Genomic DNA, 23455 nt, shown 5'->3' with positions numbered 1-23455 from the left:
TTGAAAGCCTGCAACCTTGCAGGCTTTTTGTTGTTTTAGCTGTTCATCTTTTACTATCGATGCCGATATAACAATTACGTTACATGATGAACTTTCTATCATGTTACAACGTATATAAAACATATGTCCTTATCATTTACCCCATTAATTAACGTATTTTCAGATGTTTAGCTTATATCGGCTAACCGCCAATAAATTGACTGTTTAAGTGGGAAATGATAAAATTAATATAAGTGTTTAAATTTATTTTAATGTTAATACTAATGCTTTGTTAAATGAGTATTATAGAAATTAATGTAGTAGTTTTTTTATGTGTATTAAAGCTGTTGGGAGCTTCAAATGGAATCGATAACAACGTCAAAAAATGGGATACTTTCTGCTTCAGAAGGATCTGTTTCAGTAACAATTAATAATGAAATTCAGGAACTTCAAATTGGTGAGGTTGTACTCGCTGGTGCAATAGTCACCAGTGATCTTGGTTTCGTTATTACATTTGATGACGGCACTATTTTTAATAGTGATCTTTTGCCGAATGACGAATCACTTACTGATGTTATAGATACCGCTGACATGGCGACTATTGATCAAGTCGTAGACCAAGAAGCATTAGATGAAATTACAGCATTGCAAGACCTCATCGCTTCTGGAGAAGACCCAACAAAAGACTTACCTGAAACCGCCGCTGGTACCCCAACTGCTAGCCAAGGTGATTCTGGTTATGTTGCAGTTACAAGAGATGCTGACGAAACTCTTGCTGATGCAGGCTATGACACAACAGGACAAACTGCTACCCAAACAGCAGTAATACCAGAAGAAACTATTAGCGAAAATGATACGCCGTCAACATTAATTAACGATATAGTTACAGCGAATGAAGACAACGTTGCTACTGGAAATCTGTTAGATAATGACAGTGATGTAGATTCAGATTTAAGCGTAGTCAGCTTCGAGGTTGATGGCCAAATATACACTGCAGGTACCGAAATCACGCTTGATGGCGGCATCCTGATCATCAATGAAGACGGCACGTATACCTTCACTCCAAATGAAAATTGGAACGGTCAAGTTCCAGTCATTACCTACACCACGAATACCGGCCTTACTGCCACGTTAACCATTGAAATCATACCAGTTGATGATGCATCGGTAGTATTTAACGACAACAACACAGTTGCTGAAGGCAGTGAAGCTGCGGGTAACGTATTAGATAACGACAGTGATGTAGATTCAGATTTAAGCGTCGTCAGCTTCGAGGTTGATGGCCAAATATACACTGCAGGTACCGAAGTCACGCTTGATGGCGGCATCCTGATAATCAATGAAGACGGCACGTATACCTTCACTCCAAATGAAAATTGGAACGGTCAAGTTCCAGTCATTACCTACACCACGAACACCGGCCTTACTGCCACGTTAACCATTGAAGTAACGCCAGTCAACGATGCACCGACCATTGATGTGGTTGCCAATGACTTTACTGAAAACAGCGCCGTTGATGGTGATGTTGCCGCAACCTACACCACCTTTGATGAAGACGGTGATGCACTGACAGTGGACTTCACGCCAGGTACCAATGACGACGGTTACTACGCGTTAGTGAACGGCGAAGTGGTATTAACCCAAGCCGGTGCGGATTTAGTCAACAACGGCGGCACGCTGCCATCAATCGACTTAACCGTCTCTGATGGCAACTTAACGGGTCAAGACAATGACACGCCTGTGATCACGCCAACCAACGACGCGCCGACCGTTGATGTGGTCGCCAATGACTTTACTGAAAACAGCGCCGTCGATGGCGATGTGGCTGCAACCTACACCACCTCTGATGAAGACGGTGATGCACTGACCGTGGACTTCACGCCAGGCACCAATGACGACGGTTACTACGCGTTAGTGAATGGCGAAGTGGTATTAACCCAAGATGGTGCGGATCTTGTTAACAACGGCGGCACCCTACCGCCTGTGGATTTAACAGTTTCTGATGGCAGCTTAACCGGCCAAGACAGTGACACTCCGGTGATCACTGCAATGAATGATGATTTCACTGATAACAATGAAACGCGCACCATTGCAGAAGACAGCCCTGAAGTGACGGGTAATGTGATTGATGGCACCAGTGACGATGGCACTATTTCAGTCACCACCTTTACTGTCGCGGGCGATACCACGGTGCATAGCGCAGATGGAACCGATGTGGTGATTGCCGGTGTCGGTACCTTTAGCTTAACGGATGCGGGTGTATATACCTTTACCCCAGTCGCCAACTACAACGGCACGGTACCGGTGATCACTTACACCTTAACCGATGGCTCTGGCGCCAATGACACCTCAACATTGAGCTTAACGGTCACGCCGGTGAACGATGATTTCACTGATAACAATGAAACGCGCACCATTGCAGAAGACAGCCCTGAAGTGACGGGTAATGTGATTGACGGCACCAGTGACGATGGCACTATTTCAGTCACCACCTTTACTGTCGCGGGCGATACCACGGTGCATAGCGCAGATGGAACCGATGTGGTGATTGCCGGTGTCGGTACCTTTAGCTTAACGGATGCGGGTGTATATACCTTTACCCCTGTCGCCAACTACAACGGCACGGTACCGGTGATCACTTACACCTTAACCGATGGCTCTGGCGCCAATGACACCTCAACATTGAGCTTAACGGTCACGCCGTGAACGATGATTTCACTGATAACAATGAAACGCGCACCATTGCAGAAGACAGCCCTGAAGTGACGGGTAATGTGATTGACGGCACCAGTGACGATGGCACTATTTCAGTCACCACCTTTACTGTCGCGGGCGATACCACGGTGCATAGCGCAGATGGAACCGATGTGGTGATTGCCGGTGTCGGTACCTTTAGCTTAACGGATGCGGGTGTGTATACCTTTACCCCTGTCGCCAACTACAACGGCACGGTACCGGTGATCACTTACACCTTAACCGATGGCTCTGGCGCCAATGACACCTCAACATTGAGCTTAACGGTCACGCCGGTGAACGATGATTTCACTGATAACAATGAAACGCGCACCATTGCAGAAGACAGCCCTGAAGTGACGGGTAATGTGATTGACGGCACCAGTGACGATGGCACTATTTCAGTCACCACCTTTACTGTCGCGGGCGATACCACGGTGCATAGCGCAGATGGAACCGATGTGGTGATTGCCGGTGTCGGTACCTTTAGCTTAACGGATGCGGGTGTATATACCTTTACCCCAGTCGCCAACTACAACGGCACGGTACCGGTGATCACTTACACCTTAACCGATGGCTCTGGCGCCAATGACACCTCAACATTGAGCTTAACGGTCACGCCGGTGAACGATGATTTCACTGATAACAATGAAACGCGCACCATTGCAGAAGACAGCCCTGAAGTGACGGGTAATGTGATTGACGGCACCAGTGACGATGGCACTATTTCAGTCACCACCTTTACTGTCGCGGGCGATACCACGGTGCATAGCGCAGATGGAACCGATGTGGTGATTGCCGGTGTCGGTACCTTTAGCTTAACGGATGCGGGTGTATATACCTTTACCCCTGTCGCCAACTACAACGGCACGGTACCGGTGATCACTTACACCTTAACCGATGGCTCTGGCGCCAATGACACCTCAACATTGAGCTTAACGGTCACGCCGGTGAACGATGATTTCACTGATAACAATGAAACGCGCACCATTGCAGAAGACAGCCCTGAAGTGACGGGTAATGTGATTGACGGCACCAGTGACGATGGCACTATTTCAGTCACCACCTTTACTGTCGCGGGCGATACCACGGTGCATAGCGCAGATGGAACCGATGTGGTGATTGCCGGTGTCGGTACCTTTAGCTTAACGGATGCGGGTGTGTATACCTTTACCCCTGTCGCCAACTACAACGGCACGGTACCGGTGATCACTTACACCTTAACCGATGGCTCTGGCGCCAATGACACCTCAACATTGAGCTTAACGGTCACGCCGGTGAATGATGATTTCACTGATAACAATGAAACGCGCACCATTGCAGAAGACAGCCCTGAAGTGACGGGTAATGTGATTGACGGCACCAGTGACGATGGCACTATTTCAGTCACCACCTTTACTGTCGCGGGCGATACCACGGTGCATAGCGCAGATGGAACCGATGTGGTGATTGCCGGTGTCGGTACCTTTAGCTTAACGGATGCGGGTGTATATACCTTTACCCCAGTCGCCAACTACAACGGCACGGTACCGGTGATCACTTACACCTTAACCGATGGCTCTGGCGCCAATGACACCTCAACATTGAGCTTAACGGTCACGCCGGTGAACGATGATTTCACTGATAACAATGAAACGCGCACCATTGCAGAAGACAGCCCTGAAGTGACGGGTAATGTGATTGACGGCACCAGTGACGATGGCACTATTTCAGTCACCACCTTTACTGTCGCGGGCGATACCACGGTGCATAGCGCAGATGGAACCGATGTGGTGATTGCCGGTGTCGGTACCTTTAGCTTAACGGATGCGGGTGTGTATACCTTTACCCCAGTCGCCAACTACAACGGCACGGTACCGGTGATCACTTACACCTTAACCGATGGCTCTGGCGCCAATGACACCTCAACATTGAGCTTAACGGTCACGCCGGTGAACGATGATTTCACTGATAACAATGAAACGCGCACCATTTGCAGAAGACAGCCCTGAAGTGACGGGTAATGTGATTGACGGCACCAGTGACGATGGCACTATTTCAGTCACCACCTTTACTGTCGCGGGCGATACCACGGTGCATAGCGCAGATGGAACCGATGTGGTGATTGCCGGTGTCGGTACCTTTAGCTTAACGGATGCGGGTGTATATACCTTTACCCCTGTCGCCAACTACAACGGCACGGTACCGGTGATCACTTACACCTTAACCGATGGCTCTGGCGCCAATGACACCTCAACATTGAGCTTAACGGTCACGCCGGTGAACGATGATTTCACTGATAACAATGAAACGCGCACCATTGCAGAAGACAGCCCTGAAGTGACGGGTAATGTGATTGACGGCACCAGTGACGATGGCACTATTTCAGTCACCACCTTTACTGTCGCGGGCGATACCACGGTGCATAGCGCAGATGGAACCGATGTGGTGATTGCCGGTGTCGGTACCTTTAGCTTAACGGATGCGGGTGTATATACCTTTACCCCTGTCGCCAACTACAACGGCACGGTACCGGTGATCACTTACACCTTAACCGATGGCTCTGGCGCCAATGACACCTCAACATTGAGCTTAACGGTCACGCCGGTGAATGATGATTTCACTGATAACAATGAAACGCGCACCATTGCAGAAGACAGCCCTGAAGTGACGGGTAATGTGATTGACGGCACCAGTGACGATGGCACTATTTCAGTCACCACCTTTACTGTCGCGGGCGATACCACGGTGCATAGCGCAGATGGAACCGATGTGGTGATTGCCGGTGTCGGTACCTTTAGCTTAACGGATGCGGGTGTGTATACCTTTACCCCAGTCGCCAACTACAACGGCACGGTACCGGTGATCACTTACACCTTAACCGATGGCTCTGGCGCCAATGACACCTCAACATTGAGCTTAACGGTCACGCCGGTGAACGATGATTTCACTGATAACAATGAAACGCGCACCATTGCAGAAGACAGCCCTGAAGTGACGGGTAATGTGATTGACGGCACCAGTGACGATGGCACTATTTCAGTCACCACCTTTACTGTCGCGGGCGATACCACGGTGCATAGCGCAGATGGAACCGATGTGGTGATTGCCGGTGTCGGTACCTTTAGCTTAACGGATGCGGGTGTATATACCTTTACCCCTGTCGCCAACTACAACGGCACGGTACCGGTGATCACTTACACCTTAACCGATGGCTCTGGCGCCAATGACACCTCAACATTGAGCTTAACGGTCACGCCGGTGAACGATGATTTCACTGATAACAATGAAACGCGCACCATTGCAGAAGATAGCCCTGAAGTGACGGGTAATGTGATTGACGGCACCAGTGACGATGGCACTATTTCAGTCACCACCTTTACTGTCGCGGGCGATACCACGGTGCATAGCGCAGATGGAACCGATGTGGTGATTGCCGGTGTCGGTACCTTTAGCTTAACGGATGCGGGTGTATATACCTTTACCCCTGTCGCCACTACAACGGCACGGTACCGGTGATCACTTACACCTTAACCGATGGCTCTGGCGCCAATGACACCTCAACATTGAGCTTAACGGTCACGCCGGTGAACGATGATTTCACTGATAACAATGAAACGCGCACCATTGCAGAAGACAGCCCTGAAGTGACGGGTAATGTGATTGACGGCACCAGTGACGATGGCACTATTTCAGTCACCACCTTTACTGTCGCGGGCGATACCACGGTGCATAGCGCAGATGGAACCGATGTGGTGATTGCCGGTGTCGGTACCTTTAGCTTAACGGATGCGGGTGTATATACCTTTACCCCTGTCGCCAACTACAACGGCACGGTACCGGTGATCACTTACACCTTAACCGATGGCTCTGGCGCCAATGACACCTCAACATTGAGCTTAACGGTCACGCCGGTGAACGATGATTTCACTGATAACAATGAAACGCGCACCATTGCAGAAGACAGCCCTGAAGTGACGGGTAATGTGATGTGATTGACGCACCAGTGACGATGGCACTATTTCAGTCACCACCTTTACTGTCGCGGGCGATACCACGGTGCATAGCGCAGATGGAACCGATGTGGTGATTGCCGGTGTCGGTACCTTTAGCTTAACGGATGCGGGTGTGTATACCTTTACCCCTGTCGCCAACTACAACGGCACGGTACCGGTGATCACTTACACCTTAACCGATGGCTCTGGCGCCAATGACACCTCAACATTGAGCTTAACGGTCACGCCGGTGAATGATGATTTCACTGATAACAATGAAACGCGCACCATTGCAGAAGACAGCCCTGAAGTGACGGGTAATGTGATTGACGGCACCAGTGACGATGGCACTATTTCAGTCACCACCTTTACTGTCGCGGGCGATACCACGGTGCATAGCGCAGATGGAACCGATGTGGTGATTGCCGGTGTCGGTACCTTTAGCTTAACGGATGCGGGTGTATATACCTTTACCCCTGTCGCCAACTACAACGGCACGGTACCGTGTGATCACTTACACCTTAACCGATGGCTCTGGCGCCAATGACACCTCAACATTGAGCTTAACGGTCACGCCGGTGAACGATGATTTCACTGATAACAATGAAACGCGCACCATTGCAGAAGACAGCCCTGAAGTGACGGGTAATGTGATTGACGGCACCAGTGACGATGGCACTATTTCAGTCACCACCTTTACTGTCGCGGGCGATACCACGGTGCATAGCGCAGATGGAACCGATGTGGTGATTGCCGGTGTCGGTACCTTTAGCTTAACGGATGCGGGTGTGTATACCTTTACCCCAGTCGCCAACTACAACGGCACGGTACCGGTGATCACTTACACCTTAACCGATGGCTCTGGCGCCAATGACACCTCAACATTGAGCTTAACGGTCACGCCGGTGAACGATGATTTCACTGATAACAATGAAACGCGCACCATTGCAGAAGACAGCCCTGAAGTGACGGGTAATGTGATTGACGGCACCAGTGACGATGGCACTATTTCAGTCACCACCTTTACTGTCGCGGGCGATACCACGGTGCATAGCGCAGATGGAACCGATGTGGTGATTGCCGGTGTCGGTACCTTTAGCTTAACGGATGCGGGTGTGTATACCTTTACCCCAGTCGCCAACTACAACGGCACGGTACCGGTGATCACTTACACCTTAACCGATGGCTCTGGCGCCAATGACACCTCAACATTGAGCTTAACGGTCACGCCGGTGAATGATGATTTCACTGATAACAATGAAACGCGCACCATTGCAGAAGACAGCCCTGAAGTGACGGGTAATGTGATTGACGGCACCAGTGACGATGGCACTATTTCAGTCACCACCTTTACTGTCGCGGGCGATACCACGGTGCATAGCGCAGATGGAACCGATGTGGTGATTGCCGGTGTCGGTACCTTTAGCTTAACGGATGCGGGTGTATATACCTTTACCCCTGTCGCCAACTACAACGGCACGGTACCGGTGATCACTTACACCTTACGATGGCTCTGGCGCCAATGACACCTCAACATTGAGCTTAACGGTCACGCCGGTGAACGATGATTTCACTGATAACAATGAAACGCGCACCATTGCAGAAGACAGCCCTGAAGTGACGGGTAATGTGATTGACGGCACCAGTGACGATGGCACTATTTCAGTCACCACCTTTACTGTCGCGGGCGATACCACGGTGCATAGCGCAGATGGAACCGATGTGGTGATTGCCGGTGTCGGTACCTTTAGCTTAACGGATGCGGGTGTATATACCTTTACCCCAGTCGCCAACTACAACGGCACGGTACCGGTGATCACTTACACCTTAACCGATGGCTCTGGCGCCAATGACACCTCAACATTGAGCTTAACGGTCACGCCGGTGAACGATGATTTCACTGATAACAATGAAACGCGCACCATTGCAGAAGACAGCCCTGAAGTGACGGGTAATGTGATTGACGGCACCAGTGACGATGGCACTATTTCAGTCACCACCTTTCTGTCGCGGGCGATACCACGGTGCATAGCGCAGATGGAACCGATGTGGTGATTGCCGGTGTCGGTACCTTTAGCTTAACGGATGCGGGTGTATATACCTTTACCCCTGTCGCCAACTACAACGGCACGGTACCGGTGATCACTTACACCTTAACCGATGGCTCTGGCGCCAATGACACCTCAACATTGAGCTTAACGGTCACGCCGGTGAACGATGATTTCACTGATAACAATGAAACGCGCACCATTGCAGAAGACAGCCCTGAAGTGACGGGTAATGTGATTGACGGCACCAGTGACGATGGCACTATTTCAGTCACCACCTTTACTGTCGCGGGCGATACCACGGTGCATAGCGCAGATGGAACCGATGTGGTGATTGCCGGTGTCGGTACCTTTAGCTTAACGGATGCGGGTGTATATACCTTTACCCCTGTCGCCAACTACAACGGCACGGTACCGGTGATCACTTACACCTTAACCGATGGCTCTGGCGCCAAACACACCTCAACATTGAGCTTAACGGTCACGCCGGTGAACGATGATTTCACTGATAACAATGAAACGCGCACCATTGCAGAAGACAGCCCTGAAGTGACGGGTAATGTGATTGACGGCACCAGTGACGATGGCACTATTTCAGTCACCACCTTTACTGTCGCGGGCGATACCACGGTGCATAGCGCAGATGGAACCGATGTGGTGATTGCCGGTGTCGGTACCTTTAGCTTAACGGATGCGGGTGTATATACCTTTACCCCTGTCGCCAACTACAACGGCACGGTACCGGTGATCACTTACACCTTAACCGATGGCTCTGGCGCCAATGACACCTCAACATTGAGCTTAACGGTCACGCCGGTGAACGATGATTTCACTGATAACAATGAAACGCGCACCATTGCAGAAGACAGCCCTGAAGTGACGGGTAATGTGATTGACGGCACCAGTGACGATGGCACTATTTCAGTCACCACCTTTACTGTCGCGGGCGATACCCCGGTGCATGCATAGCGCAGATGGAACCGATGTGGTGATTGCCGGTGTCGGTACCTTTAGCTTAACGGATGCGGGTGTATATACCTTTACCCCTGTCGCCAACTACAACGGCACGGTACCGGTGATCACTTACACCTTAACCGATGGCTCTGGCGCCAATGACACCTCAACATTGAGCTTAACGGTCACGCCGGTGAACGATGATTTCACTGATAACAATGAAACGCGCACCATTGCAGAAGACAGCCCTGAAGTGACGGGTAATGTGATTGACGGCACCAGTGACGATGGCACTATTTCAGTCACCACCTTTACTGTCGCGGGCGATACCACGGTGCATAGCGCAGATGGAACCGATGTGGTGATTGCCGGTGTCGGTACCTTTAGCTTAACGGATGCGGGTGTATATACCTTTACCCCAGTCGCCAACTACAACGGCACGGTACCGGTGATCACTTACACCTTAACCGATGGCTCTGGCGCCAATGACACCTCAACATTGAGCTAACGGTCACGCCGGTGAACGATGATTTCACTGATAACAATGAAACGCGCACCATTGCAGAAGACAGCCCTGAAGTGACGGGTAATGTGATTGACGGCACCAGTGACGATGGCACTATTTCAGTCACCACCTTTACTGTCGCGGGCGATACCACGGTGCATAGCGCAGATGGAACCGATGTGGTGATTGCCGGTGTCGGTACCTTTAGCTTAACGGATGCGGGTGTATATACCTTTACCCCTGTCGCCAACTACAACGGCACGGTACCGGTGATCACTTACACCTTAACCGATGGCTCTGGCGCCAATGACACCTCAACATTGAGCTTAACGGTCACGCCGGTGAACGATGATTTCACTGATAACAATGAAACGCGCACCATTGCAGAAGACAGCCCTGAAGTGACGGGTAATGTGATTGACGGCACCAGTGACGATGGCACTATTTCAGTCACCACCTTTACTGTCGCGGGCGATACCACGGTGCATAGCGCAGATGGAACCGATGTGGTGATTGCCGGTGTCGGTACCTTTAGCTTAACGGATGCGGGTGTATATACCTTTACCCCTGTCGCCAACTACAACGGCACGGTACCGGTGATCACTTACACCTTAACCGATGGCTCTGGCGCCAATGACACCTCAACATTGAGCTTAACGGTCACGCCGGTGAACGATGATTTCACTGATAACAATGAAACGCGCACCATTGCAGAAGACAGCCCTGAAGTGACGGGTAATGTGATTGACGGCACCAGTGACGATGGCACTATTTCAGTCACCACCTTTACTGTCGCGGGCGATACCACGGTGCATAGCGCAGATGGAACCGATGTGGTGATTGCCGGTGTCGGTACCTTTAGCTTAACGGATGCGGGTGTATATACCTTTACCCCTGTCGCCAACTACAACGGCACGGTACCGGTGATCACTTACACCTTAACCGATGGCTCTGGCGCCAATGACACCTCAACATTGAGCTTAACGGTCACGCCGTGAACGATGATTTCACTGATAACAATGAAACGCGCACCATTGCAGAAGACAGCCCTGAAGTGACGGGTAATGTGATTGACGGCACCAGTGACGATGGCACTATTTCAGTCACCACCTTTACTGTCGCGGGCGATACCACGGTGCATAGCGCAGATGGAACCGATGTGGTGATTGCCGGTGTCGGTACCTTTAGCTTAACGGATGCGGGTGTATATACCTTTACCCCTGTCGCCAACTACAACGGCACGGTACCGGTGATCACTTACACCTTAACCGATGGCTCTGGCGCCAATGACACCTCAACATTGAGCTTAACGGTCACGCCGGTGAATGATGATTTCACTGATAACAATGAAACGCGCACCATTGCAGAAGACAGCCCTGAAGTGACGGGTAATGTGATTGACGGCACCAGTGACGATGGCACTATTTCAGTCACCACCTTTACTGTCGCGGGCGATACCACGGTGCATAGCGCAGATGGAACCGATGTGGTGATTGCCGGTGTCGGTACCTTTAGCTTAACGGATGCGGGTGTATATACCTTTACCCCAGTCGCCAACTACAACGGCACGGTACCGGTGATCACTTACACCTTAACCGATGGCTCTGGCGCCAATGACACCTCAACATTGAGCTTAACGGTCACGCCGGTGAACGATGATTTCACTGATAACAATGAAACGCGCACCATTGCAGAAGACAGCCCTGAAGTGACGGGTAATGTGATTGACGGCACCAGTGACGATGGCACTATTTCAGTCACCACCTTTACTGTCGCGGGCGATACCACGGTGCATAGCGCAGATGGAACCGATGTGGTGATTGCCGGTGTCGGTACCTTTAGCTTAACGGATGCGGGTGTGTATACCTTTACCCCAGTCGCCAACTACAACGGCACGGTACCGGTGATCACTTACACCTTAACCGATGGCTCTGGCGCCAATGACACCTCAACATTGAGCTTAACGGTCACGCCGGTGAACGATGATTTCACTGATAACAATGAAACGCGCACCATTGCAGAAGACAGCCCTGAAGTGACGGGTAATGTGATTGACGGCACCAGTGACGATGGCACTATTTCAGTCACCACCTTTACTGTCGCGGGCGATACCACGGTGCATAGCGCAGATGGAACCGATGTGGTGATTGCCGGTGTCGGTACCTTTAGCTTAACGGATGCGGGTGTATATACCTTTACCCCTGTCGCCAACTACAACGGCACGGTACCGGTGATCACTTACACCTTAACCGATGGCTCTGGCGCCAATGACACCTCAACATTGAGCTTAACGGTCACGCCGGTGAACGATGATTTCACTGATAACAATGAAACGCGCACCATTGCAGAAGACAGCCCTGAAGTGACGGGTAATGTGATTGACGGCACCAGTGACGATGGCACTATTTCAGTCACCACCTTTACTGTCGCGGGCGATACCACGGTGCATAGCGCAGATGGAACCGATGTGGTGATTGCCGGTGTCGGTACCTTTAGCTTAACGGATGCGGGTGTATATACCTTTACCCCTGTCGCCAACTACAACGGCACGGTACCGGTGATCACTTACACCTTAACCGATGGCTCTGGCGCCAATGACACCTCAACATTGAGCTTAACGGTCACGCCGGTGAACGATGATTTCACTGATAACAATGAAACGCGCACCATTGCAGAAGATAGCCCTGAAGTGACGGGTAATGTGATTGACGGCACCAGTGACGATGGCACTATTTCAGTCACCACCTTTACTGTCGCGGGCGATACCACGGTGCATAGCGCAGATGGAACCGATGTGGTGATTGCCGGTGTCGGTACCTTTAGCTTAACGGATGCGGGTGTATATACCTTTACCCCTGTCGCCAACTACAACGGCACGGTACCGGTGATCACTTACACCTTAACCGATGGCTCTGGCGCCAATGACACCTCAACATTGAGCTTAACGGTCACGCCGGTGAATGATGATTTCACTGATAACAATGAAACGCGCACCATTGCAGAAGACAGCCCTGAAGTGACGGGTAATGTGATTGACGGCACCAGTGACGATGGCACTATTTCAGTCACCACCTTTACTGTCGCGGGCGATACCACGGTGCATAGCGCAGATGGAACCGATGTGGTGATTGCCGGTGTCGGTACCTTTAGCTTAACGGATGCGGGTGTATATACCTTTACCCCAGTCGCCAACTACAACGGCACGGTACCGGTGATCACTTACACCTTAACCGATGGCTCTGGCGCCAATGACACCTCAACATTGAGCTTAACGGTCACGCCGGTGAACGATGATTTCACTGATAACAATGAAACGCGCACCATTGCAGAAGACAGCCCTGAAGTGACGGGTAATGTGATTGACGGCACCAGTGACGATGGCACTATTTCAGTCACCACCTTTACTGTCGCGGGCGATACCACGGTGCATAGCGCAGATGGAACCGATGTGGTGATTGCCGGTGTCGGTACCTTTAGCTTAACGGATGCGGGTGTATATACCTTTACCCCTGTCGCCAACTACAACGGCACGGTACCGGTGATCACTTACACCTTAACCGATGGCTCTGGCGCCAATGACACCTCAACATTGAGCTTAACGGTCACGCCGGTGAATGATGATTTCACTGATAACAATGAAACGCGCACCATTGCAGAAGACAGCCCTGAAGTGACGGGTAATGTGATTGACGGCACCAGTGACGATGGCACTATTTCAGTCACCACCTTTACTGTCGCGGGCGATACCACGGTGCATAGCGCAGATGGAACCGATGTGGTGATTGCCGGTGTCGGTACCTTTAGCTTAACGGATGCGGGTGTGTATACCTTTACCCCAGTCGCCAACTACAACGGCACGGTACCGGTGATCACTTACACCTTAACCGATGGCTCTGGCGCCAATGACACCTCAACATTGAGCTTAACGGTCACGCCGGTGAACGATGATTTCACTGATAACAATGAAACGCGCACCATTGCAGAAGACAGCCCTGAAGTGACGGGTAATGTGATTGACGGCACCAGTGACGATGGCACTATTTCAGTCACCACCTTTACTGTCGCGGGCGATACCACGGTGCATAGCGCAGATGGAACCGATGTGGTGATTGCCGGTGTCGGTACCTTTAGCTTAACGGATGCGGGTGTATATACCTTTACCCCTGTCGCCAACTACAACGGCACGGTACCGGTGATCACTTACACCTTAACCGATGGCTCTGGCGCCAATGACACCTCGACCTTAAGCTTAACGGTCACGCCGGTGAACGATGCTCCAGTCATTGACGATTACACCTCCACTATCAATGACTCCATTGCAAATGGCACAAGTGTTTATGACGTAAACGAAGCGAATACCGGAAATGATACTGATGTCGACGGTGACACATTGTCTTATTCTTTTGTGCTTGCGAATGGATCAAATAGTTTAATAAGTGAAGATGGTGCATTTATCATTAATGCTCAAACTGGTGTAATTTCAGTTAATGACACAACTAAAATTGACTACGATAACGGTACCCAAATTAACTTAACGGTTGAAACAAGTGATGGCACTTTGACTGATACCGCAATTGTTACTTTCGACCTTAACAATGTTGATGCCAATGATGATATCCCTGGTTCTTCATATACTGTAACGACAGGTTCTAGCAGTAATTGGGCTATTCCACAGTCGAATGGTGAAGATCTAATGACCATTTCTGCACGTAATGCCGATGGTTCTGTAGGTCAGGTCAATTATGACTCTAATGGAAATCTTGGAGTGATAGGTTCTCCACGCGCAGCGAATCAAATCTCGGAACAGATTGAGTATGATTCAGCTACTGGCACATCGGAATCAGTTGTAATTGACTTTAATGGTTTAGTGAATCAAGCCACATTCAGCGTTTCACATTTATTTGCAAATGAAAGTGATGGTGAACAAGGTGTATGGATGGCTTATTACAATGGTCATTTAGTCTCCAGTGAAATATTTACCATAACTTCTGGAAGTAATGGAACTTTCACTATTAATACTGGAAACATTGTATTCGACCAACTGGTCTTTGAAGCAACTGAAACGGTTAGTGAAGCAAATGGAGGTCCAGCCCTAAATGATTCATCAGATTACTTCTTAACAAGTATTGAAGCATCAGGTCCAGCTATTGTCGGCAGCTATGTTGTGTCTGAAGATAGTATTTTATCAATAACAGACGCTAATTCAGGCTTATTGAATAACGATAATGACTTACAAGACCACACTTACTCTTTAACAGACGTAAATGGAGCAAGCATTACGGATGGACAAGTTGTAACCCTCCCAAGTGGAGCATTATTAACCATACACAGTGATGGTACTTATTCTTATGACACCAATAATGCTTTTGAAGCATTAACTGCAGGCCAGCTATCAACAGATACCTTTACCTATACAGTAACAGATGAATATGGTGCAACAGATACAGCAACAGTAACCATTAATATTGTAGGCGCTAACGATGCTGCTATTATCACTGTCGGTAGTGGCGATACCGATGCAGGTACAGTCACTGAAAATGGTGCTACCGATACCGACAACACCACCGTTGAGATGGTCACGGGCAGCTTAACCGTGACCGACGTTGATGCCGGTCAGGCAGTGTTCCAAACACAAACAGATGTCGCTGATGCCAACTACGGTAGCTTCAGTATTGATGCTGATGGTAACTGGACTTACACTTTAAATAATAACCACATTGATGTGCAGTCGCTTGCTGAAGGGGAAACCCTTACCCGAGATATCACGGTAACTTCAGCCGATGGCACTGCGACCCATACGGTCACTATTACCATTGTCGGTACAAACTCTACTCCAGAAGCCGCTCCTGATGCGTTAATCACAGTTGAAGGCGAGACGCTCGTATTCACTACCAATGACTTAGTTAGTAATGATAGTGATGCTGAAGGCAATAGCTTATCCGTATTCAAATTCGCACCAGGGAATTCAAATAACAATAGTATTGATGCCACTCAAGCAGGAGAAAGTTTCACAACAACTCTGGGCGGCACTATCACTATCAACGCAGACGGAACATACAGTTACCAAGCTCCTGCGAATCTTGATCACAGTAGTAGCGATACGCTAGTTGATAGTTTCTATTATCAAGCAACTGATGGAACAGGAAGTTCTGAGTGGACGCTAGTGTCAATTGATGTCAATGATACCGCTCCAGTTGCTGTTGATGACACTGATAACATTGGCTTTGGTGGTTTAGCGTATGGCAATGTGATAACGGCCGATGGTACCGATGGTTCTGGAGTTGACACGCTAGGGGCAGATGCAACAACGCTGATTAGTGTTACCTATGACAATGTTGTTTATGACAGCTTCGATAGTAGTGGCAACCTCACTATAAATACTGATAAGGGGCAATTAGTTATTAATCAAGATGGTAGCTATAGCTATCTATCAACACAAACTGATACCACTATCAATAGTTATACATATGATGACTTGAAGAATAATACTGACATAGATTTATATGGGTTCAGCGCAGCGACAGGCTTCAACTTAAGCAACTTAGGTACACCAGGCAACAATATTGGCTCTAACAATGGTAATAGCCGTATTGGAGTTGGTAATAATGCTCAAATAAGTACTGGAGAGGCGCTTGTTATTGATTTAGGTTCAGCAGCTACAATAAATAGTGCTACTTTGAATCTAAGTAACTTAGATGGTTCAGAAGACGTTATTTGGACTACTTATGATGCTAGTGGAATTCTTGTATCTACTGGAACATCAAACAGTAATTCATTAGTTATTGATTCTAATACTCCTTTTCAATATGTTGTATTAACTGCAGATGTAGGGGCTAGTTACTCCCTCAATTCGTTAACCGCTTCATCGATAGGAAACGGAACACCAATAACTGAAGAATTCACTTATCTGCTTGAAGACTCTGATGGAGATCAATCTACGGCTGTTCTAAGTATGTCTCAAGACTCTACACCTACCGCTGCAGATAATAGTTCAGAAGTATCAGAGTCCGGCTTAGCAGGCGGTACCCTAGAAGGTACAGGCTCGAATATCGCTACAGGCAATTTATTAGACAATGACTCTGGCATTAGCAGTACTACAGTAATAAGTAGCTTAGATGGCAAATCACCTGTTGATGGCATTATTACCATTACAACCGCTAACGGTATTCTAACCGTATATACCGATGATACTCATGGCTTCAGAGCGGGCGATTATCAATATGAACTCACAAATTCTAATACTACTAGCGCTGATGTGTTAGAAGAATATAGCTACACCATTGAGAATGACTCAGGGTCTAACAGTAGTGCGACATTAACGATATCCATTCATGACGATGTACCTGTAGTTCAAAATATTGAACAAAACCTGCAAACCAGTGCAGAGCCTATTACCACAAACCTAACTCTGGTATTAGATATATCAGGCAGTATGGATAATGATGCAGGTAACGGAAAATCCTATCTTGAAATTGCAATTGAATCACTCACGGCACTCATAAATGAAGTCGACTCAACGGGTAATGTCAATGTTCAAATTGTGGCGTACTCTAGTACAGTTACAAATTCGACTTGGTTAATTGACGATATTGACGCTGCAATAAACTACCTTAATGCACTTCAAGCTAGTGGTGGCACTTATTATGACTACGCCTTAAATAACGTCATGGCAAATACCGATTTACCTGATGCTGACCAAAGTTTTGTTTATTTTATTTCTGATGGTGCTCCAACTGGTGGCCATGCAGTTAATACAACGCTTCAAACTCAGTGGCAAACATACCTAGATACTTACTATGACATCTCATTTGGCATTGGTATTGGTAACGCCAGTTTAAATGCAATTTTACCTATTTCATATCCTGAAGTTAATGGCGTTGAAGAATATGCCATCATAGTTGATGATGCCGATGATTTAACCAACACCATTCTCGATTATTTTGAATCTAACGCAATTAGTGGTGGATTAGGTATTCTAGGTACCAGTACAACTGGCGTGCTAGTCGGTGCAGATGGCGGTAATGTGTACCAGTTAGTAATAACGGATGTTAATGGAATTGATGTCACTTATAGCTATGATGTAAATAATCCAATACAGATTATCACCACGGCCTTGGGCGCAACATTCACTGTTAACTTCGAAACCGGTGAATATATTTACTTTATCGATTCAGGTGAAAATGTTCTTAATAAACAAGATACATTTGAAGTCACTATTATTGATAATGACGGTGATACAGGTACATTTGATTTAGTGATTAATGTTGATTACCACGCGTCATTAGATGCCAACGTCAATAATGTGATTACCAATCAAACAGCAGGAAATAACCTCACTATTTCGACTGAATACCTTACTCATGGTGATGCAACGACTAGTGATGCTGAAATCACTAGTGTCACTGATGTCAGCGGCAATAATGCATCGCTAAATAATGGTAATGTTACGGTTACCGCTGCAAATGATGGCGATAGTTTCAATTATACTTTGACCGGTAATGGTACTGAAGACAGCGCTAATGTCACGATTGATTATCAAGACTCTACAACCTTGATTGGTACTCATGAAAACGACATTATCATTGCTAACTCAACAGCAAGTAACGCATCAATGGCAATAATAAGTGCCACGGTAAAAGCAGGGGATACTTATAAGACCCAAAATCAATTTGGTTTTGATGCTGCATTCTTAGCAGCCGGTTTGTCGATTACTCAAATACAAATTAATCTTAAGGCTGGAACTGATTCAGACGGTTACTTCGATATCAGTGATTCCAATCTTGTAAAAGGCACTAATTCACAAGGCATTGATAATGACGATGCCGATATTTTTGCTAATATGACGGCAGACAGTGGCACATTTACCGCTGTATTTTCCGAAGGAGATTTTACTAATAGCGACCAATTCTGGTTCACAATGGATACCGACAATCTAGGTTCAAATACTGGCAGTGATTTAGCTTCAGCAGGTGCAACTTTCACTATTACCTTAAGTGATGGTAGTACTCAAACAGGTGTATATATTTCAGACGGCGCTAGTGGCTCTACTGGTAGTATTTACTTTGCTGATGCGGTTCTTGATGGTGGTGCTGGTGATGACGTACTGATCGGGGGCGATGGTAATGATATTTTGATCGGGGGCTTAGGTGACGACTTACTCAGCGGCGGTTTGGGAAATGACATATTAAGTGGTGGAGAAGGTAACAATACCTTTGTATGGAATGCTAATGAAAGTGGTACTGATACCATTACAGACTTTGACACCAGCAAAGACAGCATTGATTTAAGTGACTTATTGGTTAATGAAAATCTTGCTAACTTAGATGATATGCTGAATTTCAGTGAAAATGATGGTACTACCACTATTGATATTGATGCTGATAACGATGGTGTGTTCGAACAGCACATTATATTAGACGGCGTAGATTTATCTGGTGTATACGGCAGTAGTGATGATGGTGTCATTATCAACGGATTGTTAAATGATGGCGCATTAATCGTCGACACAACAGATGCAACAGATGCATCTTCGGCACAAAGTACCACTTTAGCAGAGCTATTAAGCAACACTCACGATGGTAGTATTATTCCTTAAATACCACAATTTAATGACGCTTCGTAGTAATATGTAAGCGTCTATAAATTGTTTCTAACATAATGATAATTATAAAGGATAAGTAATACGTGCCAGCAACTGTGTCTAATCATCAAGAACAATGGGCCATTTCGGCATCGCAACGAGTAACAGTCGATCCGCTGCTAGATAGCCTGGTGTTATTAACAGAACACTTTGGCAGCCCATGCTCAATTGATTCATTGGCTGCAGGTCTTCCGTTATCAGGCGCGGTTATTACCCCTGAGCTACTGCCACAAGCAGCGGCTCGTGCAGGATTGTCAGCAAAACTATCCCGAAAAGATCTCAACCAAATATCAGATATTTTGCTGCCTTGTATCCTATTACTAAAGGATAAAAAAGCCTGTATTTTAAGAGAAATAAATCTAGAGCAAGATAAAGCCGTTATTCAATTACCTGAAACAGGTGGCGAAGAGACCCTGACCATTGAAGGCTTAGAAACCTTATATGTAGGCTATTTATTTTTAGTTAAACAAGATTACCGTGGCGATCAGAGTTTTGATGTCCACCTTCATGACAATAGCAGCCATTGGTTACTACAAAGCATTAAAGACTCTGCACCCATATATCGTGATGCGCTAATTGCATCAATATTGGTGAATTTATTCGCCCTTGTTTCACCGCTCTTCATCATGAATGTGTATGACAAAGTCGTGCCCAATTTAGCGTTTGAATCACTTTGGGTGTTGGCAATTGGCGCCGGCATTGCTTATATTTTCGATTTTATTATGCGTCAATTGAGAAGTTACTTAATTGATGTGGCAGGTAAAAAGGTTGATATTATTGTTTCTTCAAAGTTATTCGCTAAAGCCATTGGTATCCCATTATCAAAACGTTCACCCAGTGTAGGTGGTATGGCCCGTCAATTAGGTGAATTTGACAGTATCCGTGAGTTTTTAACATCAGCAACCATTACTGCACTGGTTGATCTGCCCTTTGCCTTGTTATTTGTCATTATTATCTACATTGTTGCTGGAGATTTAGCGCTAATTCCAGTAATTGGTAGCGTAATCATTATTGCAATAACCTTGTATTTACAACCAAAATTAAAACAGGCTATTGAAGAAAGTAATCGTTTTGCCAGTTTAAAACATGGTCATTTGATTGAAAGTCTATCAGCGTTAGAATCAATCAAAGCAAACGGCGCAGAAGGCTTAGTACAAAAAAGCTGGCAACAAATGATAGGTCACACTGCAAATTGGCAACTCAAAACAAAAAAACTGTCTAATTATATCAGTCATAGCGCAAGCTTTATCGTACAGCTGACGGTAGTATTCGTCGTTATTTTGGGTGTATATCGTCTGGCAGATAACGAAATATCAATGGGCGGCATTATTGCAGCCGTCATGCTCTCTAGCAGAGCCATCGCTCCTATGGCTCAGCTAGCAGGTTTAATTACTCGCGGTAATCATACCATTAGCTCATTACGTCAACTTGACGCCATTATGAGCCAAGAAGATGAGTTTGAGGATAAAGGACATTTAGCCAGTAAAGAACGATTTATGGGTAAAATAGAAGCGGATAATATCAGCTTCAGCTTTCCCGGATCAGAAAAGCCAAGCCTACACCCTCTATCTCTTCGTATTAATCCTGGAGAACGTATCGCCATTATTGGCCGAAATGGGTCTGGTAAAAGTACGTTAGCCAAGCTATTACTCGGGTTATACAAACCGACTCAAGGTAGCCTACGTTATGACGGTCTTGATGTCGGGCAAATTCACCCTAGCGACCTGAGACGTAACTTTGGTTACTTACCCCAAGATGTCACCTTATTTCATGGTTCTATCCGCGACAATATTTTATTTGGCTCTCGCCAAGTCACTGAACATCAATTGATGAGAGCGATTCAGCTTTCAGGAGTAAGCTTGTTTACCAATTTAGAGTCTGAAGGTTTAGATCAACAAGTTGGTGAAGGTGGATTGGCGTTAAGCCGAGGGCAAAGACAAACAGTTGCGCTCGCGCGAGCAACCTTAAATGACCCTTCGATACTCTTAATGGACGAACCTACAGCAAGTCTTGATGCTCGAGCAGAAAAACAATTTGTTCGCTCGATGCAGTTAGTTAGTCGCGATAGAACTTTATTACTGATTACCCATAAAATGCATCTGCTCAATTTAGTTGATCGTATTATTGTACTCGATAAAGGCCATGTGATGGCTGATGGGCCCAAAGATGAAGTCCTGGCGAAGCTAAATGCCGGAGCGATTTTGGGGGGGCAGAACTCATGAGTAAGCATCTGACAACTGAAGAGTTGGAAATGGTTGATGACGTATACGGCGCAATGATGACCGATGCTCCTTCCGGGCATCGTCTGATCATATGGTCTTTGGCTGCTATGATGGTATGCTTTTTTATATGGGCTTATTTCTCAGAGTTAGACCAAGTGACAACAGGAATGGGTAAAGTCATACCCTCCTCGCAATTACAGGTAATTCAAAGTTTAGATGGCGGTATTTTACAAGATGTTTACGTTCAAGAAGGAGCCATTGTCACCAAAGGACAAGCGTTAGCTCGTATTGACGACACACGTTTCCGCTCAGACTTTGATCAACAGGAACAGGAAGTTTATGGATTGCAAACTAATATACTCCGCATGCGGACTGAATTAGACAGTATTATTATTTCAGATATGTCTTCTGACTGGCGCCAACAAGTCAAAATTACCCAACAACAATTGATATTTCCACAGAGCATTATTGATCAAGAACCAGAGCTAGTTAAACGTCAACAGCAAGAATATTCAATTCGGCTCGATAATTTAAGTAATCAATTAGAAATTTTGGTACGTCAAATACAACAACGTCAGCAAGAAACAGACGAACTAGCCTCTAAAATAAGTACCCTTACAAAAAGTTATCAATTAGTATCTCGCGAACTAGAATTAACAAAACCTCTAGCTCGTAAAGGTATTGTCCCTGAAGTTGAACTGCTAAAACTTGAACGCACAGTTAATGATATTCAAGGTGAACTGCAATCTGTTAGGATCTTACGCCCTAAAGCGAAAGCATCTATGGATGAAGCCATCTTAAAGCGCCGTGATGCAGTATTTGTTTACGTTACCGATTTACGTGCACAACTCAATGAAATGCAAACTAAACTATCTCGCATGAATCAGGCACAAAAAGGTGCATTTGATAAAGTCAGTAAGGCCGTCATAGCATCTCCAGTTGTTGGTACCATTAAAAAAATCAACTTTAATACTTTAGGTGGTGTCGTACAGCCAGGCGAAGATATTATGGAAATAGTGCCATCAGAAGATAAATTACTGATAGAAACCAAAATATTGCCAAAAGATATTGCTTTTTTACATCCTGGATTACCCGCAATAGTAAAAGTCACTGCTTATGACTTTACTCGTTACGGTGGGCTCAAAGGAACCGTTGAACATATTAGTGCCGATACATCTCAAGATGAAGAAGGTAACAGCTTTTACATCGTAAAAGTACGAACACAAGAATCTAGTTTAATGAAAGACGATGGCACGGAGATGCCTATAATCCCAGGGATGCTTACATCTGTTGATGTCATCACAGGGAAAAAATCTATACTTGAGTACATTTTAAATCCAATTTTAAGAGCAAAAGATACCGCTCTTAGAGAGCGCTAAGAAGAAACCGGGAGGGTTTTT

General features: G+C 46.8%; 13 protein-coding genes. All 13 read left to right on the top strand.

Translation table 11 applies throughout. From position 1 onward, the window contains the following. Window positions 1-339: 339 nt before the first annotated feature. The 13 genes from ABIS04_RS02070 (at window position 340) to ABIS04_RS02010 (ending at window position 23434) form a co-directional block, all read left to right on the top strand. Complete coding sequence (locus tag ABIS04_RS02070; RefSeq protein WP_350432439.1) at window positions 340-2685, top strand: tandem-95 repeat protein; 2346 nt, start codon at window positions 340-342, stop codon at window positions 2683-2685. Further along, the gene (locus ABIS04_RS02065) at window positions 2682-4703 is read left to right on the top strand and encodes a tandem-95 repeat protein (RefSeq protein WP_350432438.1); all 2022 of its coding nucleotides are present in this window, start codon (window positions 2682-2684) and stop codon (window positions 4701-4703) included. The genes ABIS04_RS02070 and ABIS04_RS02065 overlap by 4 nt, the downstream gene beginning before the upstream one ends. Then, window positions 4669-6210, top strand: coding sequence for a tandem-95 repeat protein (locus ABIS04_RS02060; RefSeq protein ID WP_350432437.1), 1542 nt, complete (start codon window positions 4669-4671; stop codon window positions 6208-6210). The genes ABIS04_RS02065 and ABIS04_RS02060 overlap by 35 nt, the downstream gene beginning before the upstream one ends. Further along, on the top strand, window positions 6207-6686 hold the full coding sequence (locus ABIS04_RS02055) for a cadherin-like domain-containing protein (protein WP_350432436.1): 480 nt from the start codon (window positions 6207-6209) through the stop codon (window positions 6684-6686). The genes ABIS04_RS02060 and ABIS04_RS02055 overlap by 4 nt, the downstream gene beginning before the upstream one ends. 25 nt (window positions 6687-6711) lie before the next feature. Next, window positions 6712-7233, top strand: a complete 522-nt coding sequence (locus ABIS04_RS02050; RefSeq protein WP_350433369.1) for a cadherin-like domain-containing protein — start codon at window positions 6712-6714, stop codon at window positions 7231-7233. Continuing rightward, window positions 7193-8212, top strand: coding sequence for a tandem-95 repeat protein (locus ABIS04_RS02045; RefSeq protein ID WP_350432435.1), 1020 nt, complete (start codon window positions 7193-7195; stop codon window positions 8210-8212). The genes ABIS04_RS02050 and ABIS04_RS02045 overlap by 41 nt, the downstream gene beginning before the upstream one ends. Before the next feature lie 10 nt (window positions 8213-8222). Beyond that, on the top strand, window positions 8223-8741 hold the full coding sequence (locus ABIS04_RS02040) for a cadherin-like domain-containing protein (RefSeq protein ID WP_350432434.1): 519 nt from the start codon (window positions 8223-8225) through the stop codon (window positions 8739-8741). Then, window positions 8711-9703 carry a tandem-95 repeat protein gene (locus tag ABIS04_RS02035; protein WP_350432433.1) on the top strand — a complete coding sequence of 331 codons (993 nt, stop codon included), beginning with the start codon at window positions 8711-8713 and terminating at the stop codon, window positions 9701-9703. The genes ABIS04_RS02040 and ABIS04_RS02035 overlap by 31 nt, the downstream gene beginning before the upstream one ends. Further along, the gene (locus ABIS04_RS02030) at window positions 9696-10196 is read left to right on the top strand and encodes a cadherin-like domain-containing protein (RefSeq protein WP_350432432.1); all 501 of its coding nucleotides are present in this window, start codon (window positions 9696-9698) and stop codon (window positions 10194-10196) included. The genes ABIS04_RS02035 and ABIS04_RS02030 overlap by 8 nt, the downstream gene beginning before the upstream one ends. Before the next feature lie 11 nt (window positions 10197-10207). Further along, window positions 10208-11191: a tandem-95 repeat protein gene (locus ABIS04_RS02025; protein WP_350432431.1), complete on the top strand. Its 984-nt coding sequence runs from the start codon at window positions 10208-10210 to the stop codon at window positions 11189-11191. Next, window positions 11188-19788 carry a tandem-95 repeat protein gene (locus tag ABIS04_RS02020; protein ID WP_350432430.1) on the top strand — a complete coding sequence of 2867 codons (8601 nt, stop codon included), beginning with the start codon at window positions 11188-11190 and terminating at the stop codon, window positions 19786-19788. The genes ABIS04_RS02025 and ABIS04_RS02020 overlap by 4 nt, the downstream gene beginning before the upstream one ends. 89 nt (window positions 19789-19877) lie before the next feature. After that, a complete protein-coding gene (locus ABIS04_RS02015; RefSeq protein ID WP_350432429.1) occupies window positions 19878-22055 on the top strand; it encodes a type I secretion system permease/ATPase in 2178 nt (725 codons plus the stop codon). Then, on the top strand, window positions 22052-23434 hold the full coding sequence (locus ABIS04_RS02010; RefSeq protein WP_350432428.1) for an HlyD family type I secretion periplasmic adaptor subunit: 1383 nt from the start codon (window positions 22052-22054) through the stop codon (window positions 23432-23434). Before ABIS04_RS02015 ends, ABIS04_RS02010 begins: the two co-directional genes overlap by 4 nt. The last annotated feature ends 21 nt before the right edge of the window (window positions 23435-23455 follow it).

Origin of the sequence: Shewanella sp. H8, assembly GCF_040285065.1 — a bacterium.
Lineage (GTDB): Bacteria > Pseudomonadota > Gammaproteobacteria > Enterobacterales > Shewanellaceae > Shewanella > Shewanella polaris.
Note: the sequence above shows the minus strand (reverse complement) of the source record. Positions and strands in the feature narration are given on the sequence as shown.

What these genes read in the sequence shown, in the direction of transcription:
- ABIS04_RS02070 (WP_350432439.1), top strand. Translation starts at nt 340, where the DNA reads ATGGAATCGATAACAACGTCAAAAAATGGGATACTTTCTGCTTCAGAA.
- ABIS04_RS02010 (WP_350432428.1), top strand. Translation starts at nt 22,052, where the DNA reads ATGAGTAAGCATCTGACAACTGAAGAGTTGGAAATGGTTGATGACGTA.
- ABIS04_RS02060 (WP_350432437.1), top strand. Translation starts at nt 4,669, where the DNA reads ATGAAACGCGCACCATTTGCAGAAGACAGCCCTGAAGTGACGGGTAAT.
- ABIS04_RS02030 (WP_350432432.1), top strand. Translation starts at nt 9,696, where the DNA reads ATGCATAGCGCAGATGGAACCGATGTGGTGATTGCCGGTGTCGGTACC.